General features: G+C 72.4%; 11 protein-coding genes, 1 pseudogene and 1 riboswitch. Of the genes and pseudogenes, 6 read left to right on the top strand and 6 right to left on the bottom strand.

Annotated elements, in window-relative coordinates; all coding sequences use genetic code 11:
- Window positions 1–106, top strand: a pseudogene (locus ACFWM7_RS30310) (3-deoxy-7-phosphoheptulonate synthase); the annotation flags it as partial.
- Between the two features lie 128 nt (window positions 107–234).
- The gene (locus tag ACFWM7_RS30305) at window positions 235–480 is read left to right on the top strand and encodes a bacterioferritin-associated ferredoxin (RefSeq protein ID WP_383266598.1); all 246 of its coding nucleotides are present in this window, start codon (window positions 235–237) and stop codon (window positions 478–480) included.
- A 10-nt stretch (window positions 481–490) separates the two neighbouring features.
- Here ACFWM7_RS30305 and bfr read toward each other — a convergent pair whose 3' ends face one another.
- The gene (bfr, locus tag ACFWM7_RS30300) at window positions 491–970 is read right to left on the bottom strand and encodes a bacterioferritin (protein ID WP_007451289.1); all 480 of its coding nucleotides are present in this window, start codon (window positions 968–970) and stop codon (window positions 491–493) included.
- A 158-nt stretch (window positions 971–1,128) separates the two neighbouring features.
- Between bfr and ACFWM7_RS30295 the strand changes: the two genes are divergently transcribed.
- Window positions 1,129–1,761: a sulfite oxidase-like oxidoreductase gene (locus ACFWM7_RS30295; protein WP_383266595.1), complete on the top strand. Its 633-nt coding sequence runs from the start codon at window positions 1,129–1,131 to the stop codon at window positions 1,759–1,761.
- Window positions 1,762–1,768: 7 nt separating this feature from the next.
- On the opposite strand, the gene ACFWM7_RS30290 is transcribed toward ACFWM7_RS30295, so the two are convergent.
- From ACFWM7_RS30290 to thiO, 5 genes are all read right to left on the bottom strand, one after another.
- Window positions 1,769–2,713, bottom strand: a complete 945-nt coding sequence (locus ACFWM7_RS30290) for a deoxyribonuclease IV (protein ID WP_383266594.1) — start codon at window positions 2,711–2,713, stop codon at window positions 1,769–1,771.
- A 6-nt stretch (window positions 2,714–2,719) separates the two neighbouring features.
- A complete protein-coding gene (gene pknB / locus ACFWM7_RS30285; RefSeq protein ID WP_383266591.1) occupies window positions 2,720–4,654 on the bottom strand; it encodes a Stk1 family PASTA domain-containing Ser/Thr kinase in 1,935 nt (644 codons plus the stop codon).
- 154 nt (window positions 4,655–4,808) lie between these two features.
- Complete coding sequence (locus ACFWM7_RS30280; protein ID WP_383266589.1) at window positions 4,809–5,603, bottom strand: thiazole synthase; 795 nt, start codon at window positions 5,601–5,603, stop codon at window positions 4,809–4,811.
- A gap of 2 nt (window positions 5,604–5,605) precedes the next feature.
- Complete coding sequence (gene thiS / locus ACFWM7_RS30275; protein ID WP_383266601.1) at window positions 5,606–5,794, bottom strand: sulfur carrier protein ThiS; 189 nt, start codon at window positions 5,792–5,794, stop codon at window positions 5,606–5,608.
- Window positions 5,795–5,928: 134 nt separating this feature from the next.
- Window positions 5,929–7,137 (bottom strand): glycine oxidase ThiO, encoded by a 1,209-nt coding sequence (thiO, locus tag ACFWM7_RS30270; RefSeq protein ID WP_383266586.1) that lies wholly within the window; start codon window positions 7,135–7,137, stop codon window positions 5,929–5,931.
- Window positions 7,135–7,247: riboswitch (TPP riboswitch) on the bottom strand. (Overlaps the previous gene by 3 nt.)
- Window positions 7,248–7,299: 52 nt before the next feature.
- Between thiO and ACFWM7_RS30265 the strand changes: the two genes are divergently transcribed.
- The 3 genes from ACFWM7_RS30265 to ACFWM7_RS30255 all read left to right on the top strand — a co-directional run bounded on the left by ACFWM7_RS30265 (window position 7,300) and on the right by ACFWM7_RS30255 (window position 9,403).
- Entirely contained in the window at window positions 7,300–7,641 is a 342-nt protein-coding gene (locus ACFWM7_RS30265; protein ID WP_383266583.1) for a hypothetical protein, read from the top strand.
- 80 nt (window positions 7,642–7,721) lie between these two features.
- Complete coding sequence (locus ACFWM7_RS30260) at window positions 7,722–8,957, top strand: NAD(P)/FAD-dependent oxidoreductase (RefSeq protein WP_383266580.1); 1,236 nt, start codon at window positions 7,722–7,724, stop codon at window positions 8,955–8,957.
- A gap of 80 nt (window positions 8,958–9,037) precedes the next feature.
- Window positions 9,038–9,403, top strand: a complete 366-nt coding sequence (locus ACFWM7_RS30255) for an Rv2175c family DNA-binding protein (RefSeq protein WP_383266577.1) — start codon at window positions 9,038–9,040, stop codon at window positions 9,401–9,403.
- The last annotated feature ends 42 nt before the right edge of the window (window positions 9,404–9,445 follow it).

Raw genomic sequence — 9,445 nt, 5'->3', positions numbered from 1 at the left:
CGCCAAACCCCGTTCGGCGGACACCGAGTTGTCCGGCGGCGTCAGGATCCCGGTCTACCGGGGCCATATGGTGAACGGTCCGGAACCGGACGCGGGTCGGCGTCGGACGATTGTGTGTCAGGGTGTGTCATCTTGGCTCCATGTGCGGATGGAGCCACGCGGGTAAGGTTAGGTTAGCCTCACCGACGAAGACCGGGGTGGCGCCCGCGACCGAACCGCAGGGAGGTGAACCGCATGTACGTCTGTTCCTGCTTCGGCATCACGGAAGCCCAGGTCAAGAAGCATGCGGACGCCGGAGCCTGCACACCCCGGCAGATCGCGTCGGCCTGCAAGGCCGGGACGGACTGCGGCGGATGTGTGCGCCGCATCCAGGCCCTCCTGGGCCGGGGCGACTGCCCCCGCCGCGAGCTGCTCGACCAGCGGCAGGAACCCGCCGCCGTGAGCGCGCTCGGGGACGCACGCCTCCCGGAAGCCGCCTAGGCTCTAGCGGTCAGCTCTCCGGCTGCTCGATCAGCTGGGCGATGTAGAGCGGCTCACCGAGCTTCTCGACCAGCTCCAGCTGGGTGTCGAGGTAGTCGATGTGGTGCTCCTCGTCCTCGAGGATCGACTCGAAGATGTTCGCGGACGTGATGTCCCCCTTGCCGCGCATCACCTCGATACCGCGCTTGAGGCGGTCGATCGCCTCCACCTCGACCTGGCGGTCCGCCTGGAACATCTCGGTGACCGTCTGACCCACCCGGACGTGGAACAGCCGCTGGTAGTTCGGCAGCCCGTCGAGGAACAGGATCCGGTCGGTGAGGATCTCGGCGTGCTTCATCTCGTCGAACGACTCGGCCCGGGTGTACTTGGCGAGCTTGGTCCACCCGAAGTTGTCCTGCATCTTCGCGTGCAGGAAGTACTGGTTGATGGCAGTCAATTCGGCGGTCAGCTGCTCATTGAGAAACTCAAGGACCTCGGGGTCGCCCTGCATGGCAAAGGCTCCTTCCAACCGGTGATCGATCTGGCAAGTTGGCCAGATCCTCGCACCGCGCTCAGCGGCCGTCCAGTAAGTGCACGCTTAGTACGAGTTGCCCCGGTGGGGGTCCTGCCTGGTCATGACCACCCCTGCCTGTCTGTCACCATGGAGGCATGGGTCAGCCGGAGAACCGGGAGCATCGCGGAGCAGAGCAGTCGGAGCTTCCACCAGGACAGCGACTGCAGCGTGGATGGCCGGTCACCCACTACGGGCCCGTTCCCAAGTTCAAGCCCGAGCGCTGGGAGTTCCGGGTCTTCGGGGCCACCGCCGACGGCGACAAGCACTGCTGGAACCACCAGGACTTCTCGGCCCTGCCGTTCTCCTCGGTCGTCGCCGATCTGCACTGCGTGACGAAGTTCAGCATGATCGGCGCCGAATGGGGCGGGGTTCCCGCGAGGGCGATCCTCGAACTGGCGCCGCCCGCCCCCGACACCACCCATGTGATGGTCTGGGCCGAGTACGGCTTCTCCTCGAACCTGCGCCTGGCCGACTTCGCCTCCGAGCGCACCCTCTTCGCCACCCACAAGGACAGCGAACTCCTCACCGCCGAGCACGGTTTCCCGCTGCGCCTCGTCGTCCCGCACCTGTACGCCTGGAAGGGCCCGAAATGGGTCCGGGGCATCGAGTACATGACGGCGGACCGGCGGGGATTCTGGGAGGAGCGGGGCTACCACAACATCGGCGACCCCTGGTCCGAGCAGCGCTATTCGTACCAGGAGGAGCCGGGGGACGGCCCGGAGCTGTAGATCCGCTTCAGCTCCGGCGGCTCTCCCGCGGCTGTGGAGCTACTGGCTCCGGCGGCTCTCCCGCGGCGGCTGTGGAGCCTCTGGCTTCGACGGGCTCTCGTAGCTCCTTCAGCCGGGCCACGTCCGCCGCGTGCCCCTCCTTGCCGCCGGGCGTCTCGATGATCAGGGGCACGCCCTCGGTCGCCGGATGCGCGAACAGCTCGGCGAACGGCTCCGCCCCGATGTGACCGGCGCCGATGTTCGCGTGCCGGTCCTTGTGGGCGCCGACGACGTCCTTGGAGTCGTTGGCGTGGACCAGCTTCAGCCGCCCCTCGCCGACCGTCTCCACCAGCAGGTCCAGCGTCTGCCGCATCCCCGTCGGGCCGGTCAGGTCGTGCCCGGCGGCGTAGATGTGGCAGGTGTCCAGGCAGATGCCCAGCTTCGGGTGGGAGTCCAGCGCCTCGAAGTACGGCCCGAAGTCCCAGGTCCGCGAGCAGAGCGAGAAGCCCTGCCCGGCCGTCGACTCCAGCAGCAGGTCCGGGTCGTCGTCATGGGTCAGCTCGTCCAACAGCGGCCGCATGTGCTCCCGCACCTGGGCCAGCGCCTCGGCGCGCGGCCGCCCGCCGGTCGCCGAACCGGTGTGCACCACCACGCCCAGCGCGCCGATCTCCCGGGCCCGCCGCAGCGAGTGGCGCAGGGACTCCACGGACTTCTCCACCGTCGCCTCGGTGTGCGAGCCGAAGTTGATCAGATACGGGGCGTGCACGTACGCCGGGATCGAGGCCGCCGCGCACTCGGCGCGGAACAGCTCGTCCTGCGCCGGGTTCCCGACGGGCATCGCCCAGCCGCGCGGGTTGGCCACGAAGACCTGCACGGTCTCCGCCGCCAGCTCACGCGCGTACTCCAGACCGACCTTGGCGAGGCCGCCGGCCACCGGGACATGCCCGCCCACCGGGTTCCGCGGAGAGTGCATCAGGTTCTAGAACCCCTTGGTCTTGATGGTGATCGTGGAGCCCTCGGGGGCCTGTTCGCCGCCGCCCACGGACTGGCTCGCGATCGTGTCGCTGAAGGAGAGGAACGGCCGGTCGACCTTCACGTCGAAGCCCGCCTCCTCCAGGGTGCTCCGCGCCTCGTCGACGTCCCGGCCGGTGACGTCCGGGACGTCCAGCATCCGGGGGCCCTTGGAGACGGTCAGCTGGATCGTGTCGCCCTCGGCGGCCTCGGTCCCCTCGCCGGGGGACTGCTCGGCGACGGCGCCCTTGTCCTCGGAGGAGTGGATGCGGTCGGGCAGCACCTCGGCCTTCAGACCCTCGGCCTCCAGCTCGGCGGTGGCTTCCTCGGCGGAGAGCCCGGTGACGTCCGGGACGTCGATCGGGGCGCCCTTGCTGACGACGAGCGCCACGGCGGTGTCGGGATTGCGGTCGGTGCCGGCGCGGGGATCCGTGCGGACCACCTCGCCCCGGGCCACGTCCTCGCTGAACTCCCTGGTCACCATTCCGGGGATTAGGCCGACCTTCTTCAGGGAGCGCCGGGCGTCCGCGAGGGAGCTGCCCACCACATCGGGCACCCGCACGATCTCCGGGCCCCGCGAGACGACGAGCTTCACCGAGCCGTTGCCCCGGATCCGGTCGCCGGAGGCGGGGTCGCTGCTGACGACCTCGCCCCGCTCGACCGTGTCACTGAAGACCCGCTCCACGCCCTTGAGCCCGAGGCCCTCGTCGGAGAGCCGCTTCTCGGCGGTCTGCTGGGTCTGGCCGAGCAGCGAGGGGACCTGGGTGAACTGTCCGGAGTTGATGTACCAGACGCCCGTGCCGATCCCCAGGGTCAGCAGGACGGCGGTGAGCACGATGACCAGCTTGCGGTGCGGACCGCCGAACGGGCCGCGCCGGCCGGCCCGGCGCCGGGCCGGGGCGGCGGGCCCCGCGGGCGGCATCTCCAGCCGGCTGGTGCGGTGCACCCCGGCCCCGTCGCCGTCCGCCGGGAGGGCCCGCGGGATCACGCTCGTACGGTCGTCCGCGCCGTCGTGGGAGTCCGACAGCGCCTGCGGCGGTACGGCGTCCAGCTCGGCGTCGGTCAGCCCGGCGCGCGCCTCACGGGTCTCGGCCAGCAGCAGCACCGCGTCGTGCGGGCGCACCTCGGGATTGCGGGCGGTCGCGCTCGCCACCAGGGAGTCCAGCGCGACCGGGAGCCCCGGCACGACGGCGGACGGGGCCGGGACGTCGGAGTTGAGGTGCTGGTAGATGACCTGGGCGGCGTTCTCGCCGGTGTACGGCTTGGCGCCGGTCAGCATCTCGTACAGCACGACCCCGCAGGCGTACACATCACTGCGGGTGTCGGCGGTGCCGTGCTCGATCTGCTCGGGGGCCAGATACGACACCGTGCCCAGCAGCGAACCGGTGGTGTCGGTGGCGGTGCCGACCGCCCTGACCAGCCCGAAGTCGGCGACCTTCACCCGGCCGTCGTCCCCTATCAGGACGTTCTCCGGCTTCATGTCGCGGTGCACGAACCCGGCCCGGTGCGCGGCGCCGAGCGCGGCGAGGACCGGCTCCAGGATGTCCAGCGCGGCCCGGGGCTGGAGGGCACCGCGCTCGCGCAGCACGTCGCGCAGGGTGCAGCCCGCCACGTACTCCATCGCGAGATAGACGTACGCGCCCTCGGCGCCCTGGTCGAAGACCGCGACGACATTGGGGTGGGCGAGCCGGGCCACCGACTTGGCCTCGCGGATGAACCGCTCGACGAAGGCGACGTCGACGGCGAGCGCCGGGTGCATCACCTTGAGGGCGAGCACCCGGTCCAGGCGGGTGTCCACGGCCCGGTAGACCGTGGCCATCCCGCCGACGGCGATGCGCGCCTCAATGCGATACCGGCCGTCGAGCAGCTGCCCGACGAGAGGGTCCTGGAGGGTCGTGTCCACCCCGAGAGTCTACGAGCCGCCACCGACACCCCGGACGGGCCGGGGCACTCCCGGGGCAGTTCCCTTACCGACCTGTGACAGGGAGGTTTTCAGCCCCTTGGGCGATTGAGGAGCGGGGGTTCGGGGGCAGCGCCCCCGACCACGTACCGGCAGCTCAGAACGCCGGCCGCTCCGGATCGAACGCCGCCCGCCCGTCCACCGGCGAGGACGCCTCGGCGAAGTGCCGGCGCGGAATCCGCCCCGCCCGGTACGCGAGCCGCCCGCCCTCCACCGCGTGACGCATCGCACCCGCCATCAGCTCCGGCTCCTGCGCCCGGGTCACCGCCGAGGCGAGCATCACAGCGGCGCACCCCAGCTCCATCGCCTGCGCCGCGTCCGAGGCGGTCCCGGCCCCCGCGTCGAGGATCACCGGCACCCCGGCCTGTTCCACGATCAACTCGAAGTTGTGCGGGTTGCGGATGCCGAGCCCGGAGCCGATGGGGGAGCCGAGCGGCATGATCGCCGCGCACCCCACCTCCTCCAGCTTCCGGGCGAGGACCGGGTCGTCGTTGGTGTAGGGCAGCACGGTGAACCCCTCGTCGACCAGCGTCTCCGCCGCGTCCAGCAGCTCGATCGGGTCGGGCAGCAGGGTCCGCTCGTCGGCGATCACCTCCAGCTTCACCCAGTTCGTGCCGAGCGCCTCCCGGGCCAGCCGGGCGGTGAGCACGGCCTCGCCCGCCGTGTAACAGCCGGCGGTGTTCGGCAGGACCTGGATGGAGAGCCGCTCCAGCACCGAGAGCACCGAACCCTGCACGGTCGGGTCCAGCCGGCGCATCGCGACCGTGGTCAGCTCGGTGCCCGACGCGATCAGCGAACGCTCCAGCACCTCCAGGCTCGGGGCCCCGCCGGTGCCCATGATCAGCCGGGATCCGAAGGTGGCGGGCCCCAGTGTGAAGACGTCGTCGGACATGGTCAGCCTCCCTGTACGGCGGTCAGGACCTCGACGCGGTCGCCCTCGCCGAGCGTCGTGGCAGCCCACCGGCCGCGCGGGACGACGCTCTCGTTGACGGCGGCGGCGACTCCGGCACCGGCCCGGGTCAGCGTGGCGACGAGGGCGCCCAGGTCCGTTCCGGCGGGAACGGCACGGGCTTCCCCGTTCACCGAGACGGAAACGGTGGCTTCGGGTGCGGCGGGGGCTTCCGGTAGCGCATCGGCCTCCGGTACGGCGTCGGCTTCCGGTACGCCGGTGACTTCGGGCACGGCGGTGGCCGCCGGACCGGCGGGCTGCTGCTGGGTCATACGGGCTGCTCCTGGAGTACGGGGGCGGCGGTGGTAGTTCCGAACCGGCCGGGGCCGAAGGGGCGGGCCGCCTCGGGCAGCTCGCCGGTGGTCAGGGCGTCGGCCATCGCGTCCCCGGTGACGGGCGTCAGCAGGACGCCGTTGCGGTGGTGGCCGGTGGCGAGCAGCAGACCGGGCAGGGAGGTCGGGCCGAGCAGCGGGGCGTTGTCGGGCGACGCGGGACGCAGCCCCGCCCGGGTCTCGGTGAGCGGCAGCTCGGTGATGCCCGGCACCAGCTCGTGGGCGTCGCGCAGCAGCTCGTACACCCCGCCGGCCGTGACCGTGGTGTCCCAGCCCATCTCCTCACTGGTGGCGCCGACGACCAGCTCGCCGTTCTCGCGCGGCACGAGGTAGAGGTGGCCGCCCCGGACCACGGCGCGCACGGTGCGGCTGAGGAAGGGGGCGTACGCCGGTGGCACGGTGAGCCGGAGGACCTGGCCCTTGACCGGGCGGACCGGCGGCACGAGCTCCGGCGGGAGCCCCGCGAGCCGGCCGCTGAGGCTGCCCGCGGCGAGCACGACCTGATCGGCCGCGAACTGCGTGCCGTCGCCGAGCAGTGCCCCGGCGGCCCGGCCCCCGGCGACGGTGAGCCGCTCGGCGGCCGTCCGGCGGAACGCGACCCCGGCCCGCTCGCACGCGGCCAGCAGCGCGGCGGCGAGGCGGCGCGGATCCACCTGGTGGTCGCCGTCGACCCGGAGGCCGCCCCGGACGCCCGGAGCCAGCATCGGCTCCAGACGGCGGCATTCACGGCCGCTCAGCCAGACCGACTCCAGGCCTGAACGCTCCTGGAGGGCGTGCAGTTCGCGCAGATGCGCCCGGTCGTCGGAGTCCAGCGCGACGGCGAGCGTGCCGCAGCTCCGGAAGCCGGTCTCCCGGCCGCTCGCCTCCTCCAGCTCCTCGACGAACGCCGGATAGCGGGCGGCGGAGGCGAGGTTGAGGCCGAGCAGCATCTGCTCGCCGTAGTGCAGTTCGGTGACGGCGGCCAGCATGCCCGCCGCGACCTGGGCGGCCCCGCCGCCCGGTGCGGGATCGGCCACGGTGACGCTCAGCCCCCGCTGGGCCGCCCGCCACGCGGTGACCAGGCCGATGATGCCGCCCCCGATGACGAGGACGTCGGATCCTGAGGTTTCTCCCCGTGCTCCTGAGGTTTTCCCCGAGACGCGCATGAGTGTCCAGCCCCTCCCTTCGCCGGCATGACCCGGAGCAGGTTCGTACGGTCGGAGGCCGTCCAGCCTCCCTCTCAGCCCGGTGCGTCCGGGCTCCCGCGAGTGTTCTACCTTGGCCACCCTAAACCCCGCCGCCCACTGCCCAGTAGGGGAGCAGCCACCATGGCCCGTTCGCTCGACGGACTCGTCCTCGCGCCCGTCGCCGACCAGGCCCCGGGCCAGGTCGGCACCCGCACCCGCTTCACGTACCACGAGGAGGGCGGCCGGATCTGGGCCGAGTACGCGGGCGGCGACGTGGTCCGGGGCCACCTCGTCGGCACCCGGAAAGGGGATGTGCTGGACTTCCGTTACGTCCAGCTCAAGCAGGACGGAACGACCTCGTCCGGGCACTGCGTCTCGACGGTCGTCGACCTCGCGGACGGCCGGGTGCGGTTGGAGGAGCGGTGGCAGTGGGAGTCGCAGGAGGGCAGCGGGACCAGCGTGGTGGAGCAACTGCCCTCCTGACGACAGTTTTTCCGGGGCGCTTCCGGGGCCCTTCCCGCGGCCGTCTTCCTGACGTTTCGTCAGGTGATTAAGGTGGACGGGTGAGCGAGCAGCAGACGGAGAAGAGCCCGGCCCGGCACGTCGTGATCGTCGGAGCCGGCATGGCGGGCGTCCAGACCGCCGTCGCCCTGCGGGAAGCCGGCTTCGCCGGGCCCGTCACCCTGATCGGCGCCGAGCCCCACCAGCCCTACGACCGCCCGCCGCTGTCCAAGGCCGTGCTGCTGGGCAAGGCCGAGGACTCCGCCTTCGACGTCGACTTCGAGGCGCTCGACATCACCCTGCGCCTCGGCCTGGACGTCACCGCCCTGCGCGCCGCCGACCACGTCCTGGACACCGCCGACGGCCCCGTCCGCTACGACGCGCTGGTCCTGGCGACCGGCGCGGAGCCCGTGACCCTGCCCGGCACCGAGGGCGTGCCCGGCGTCCATCTGCTGCGCACCCTCGACGACGCCGCCCGGCTGCGGCCCGTCCTGGACCGGCAGCACGACGTGGTCGTCGTCGGGGCGGGCTGGATCGGCGCGGAGTTCGCCACCGCCGCCCGCGCCGCGGGCTGCGCGGTCACCGTCGTCGAGGCCGCCGCCCGCCCGCTCGCGGGCACCCTGCCCGCCGAGGTGGCCGCCCCGATGGCCGCCTGGTACGCCGACAGCGGCGCCGAACTCCTCACCGGGGCCCGGGTCGACCGCGTCCAGGAGGGGACCGTGATCCTCGCGGACGGCCGCACCCTGCCCGCCGGGGCCGTGGTCGTCGGAATCGGCGCCCGCCCCGCCACCGGCTGGCTGGCCGGCTCCGGGATCGCGCTCGGCCCGGACGGCTCGGTCACCGCCGACAGCACCCTGCGCGCCTCGCTGCCCGATGTGTACGCGGTCGGCGACTGCGCCTCCTTCCCCTCCGCCCGCTACGGAACCCGCCTGCTGGTCCACCACTGGGACAACGCCCTCCAGGGCCCGCGCACCGCGGCCGCCGCGATCATGGCCGCCGGAACCGGTGAACCGCTCCCCGTCTACGACCCCGTCCCGTACTTCTGGTCCGAGCAGTTCGGCCGCTTCGTGCAGTACGCCGGCCACCACGCCCACGCCGACACCCTGCTGTGGCGCGGCGACGGGGCGGACGCGGCCTGGTCGGTGTGCTGGCTGCACGACGGCGCCCTCGTCGCCGTGCTCGCCGTGGGCCGCCCGCGCGACCTCGCCCAGGGCCGCAGGCTCATCGAGTCGGGGGCCGTCCTCGACCCGGAGAAGGTGGCCGACCCCGCCGTACCGCTGAAGTCCGCGGCCCTCTGACCGCCCCGGGGCCGCCTCGGACACCCCCGTACGGTCGGCCCGGCTACCGACTGTCAGTCCGGGGTGGCACGCTTGTCCTTGTGACCGAGATTGACGCAAAGACCGATGCTCTCGTCCCCGCCTGGCTCCACCTCCCCGACATCGCGGACATGCTCGATGTCCAGGTGACGCGCGTGCGGCAGCTGGTCAAGGAAGGCCAGCTCATCGCCGTACGCCGTGGTGAGAACCGGACGCTCCAGGTGCCCGCCGCCTTCATCGACGGCGACAAGGTGGTCAAGGGCCTCTCCGGCACCCTGACCCTCCTGAGGGACGACGGCTATTCCGACGAAGAGATGCTGGAGTGGCTCTTCACCCCCGACCCGACCCTGCCCGGCACCCCCGCGCAGGCGCTGAGCGAGAATCGCGGTACGGAGGTGAAGCGCCGCGCCCAGGCGCTCGCCGTCTGACCGACACGACACGAAGCGGTGCACGGGCCGTCCGACGCGGCC

This window comes from Streptomyces sp. NPDC058375 (genome assembly GCF_042723425.1).
GTDB lineage: Bacteria > Actinomycetota > Actinomycetes > Streptomycetales > Streptomycetaceae > Streptomyces > Streptomyces durocortorensis.
This window is presented reverse-complemented; position numbering and strand designations above follow the sequence as displayed.

Coding starts and splice junctions, on each gene's coding strand:
- ACFWM7_RS30295 (WP_383266595.1), top strand. CDS start 1,129: ATGGGTCAGCCGGAGAACCGGGAGCATCGCGGAGCAGAGCAGTCGGAG.
- bfr (WP_007451289.1), bottom strand. CDS start 970: ATGCAGGGCGACCCCGAGGTCCTTGAGTTTCTCAATGAGCAGCTGACC.
- ACFWM7_RS30280 (WP_383266589.1), bottom strand. CDS start 5,603: ATGTCCGACGACGTCTTCACACTGGGGCCCGCCACCTTCGGATCCCGG.
- ACFWM7_RS30305 (WP_383266598.1), top strand. CDS start 235: ATGTACGTCTGTTCCTGCTTCGGCATCACGGAAGCCCAGGTCAAGAAG.
- thiO (WP_383266586.1), bottom strand. CDS start 7,137: ATGCGCGTCTCGGGGAAAACCTCAGGAGCACGGGGAGAAACCTCAGGA.
- ACFWM7_RS30290 (WP_383266594.1), bottom strand. CDS start 2,713: ATGCACTCTCCGCGGAACCCGGTGGGCGGGCATGTCCCGGTGGCCGGC.
- ACFWM7_RS30265 (WP_383266583.1), top strand. CDS start 7,300: ATGGCCCGTTCGCTCGACGGACTCGTCCTCGCGCCCGTCGCCGACCAG.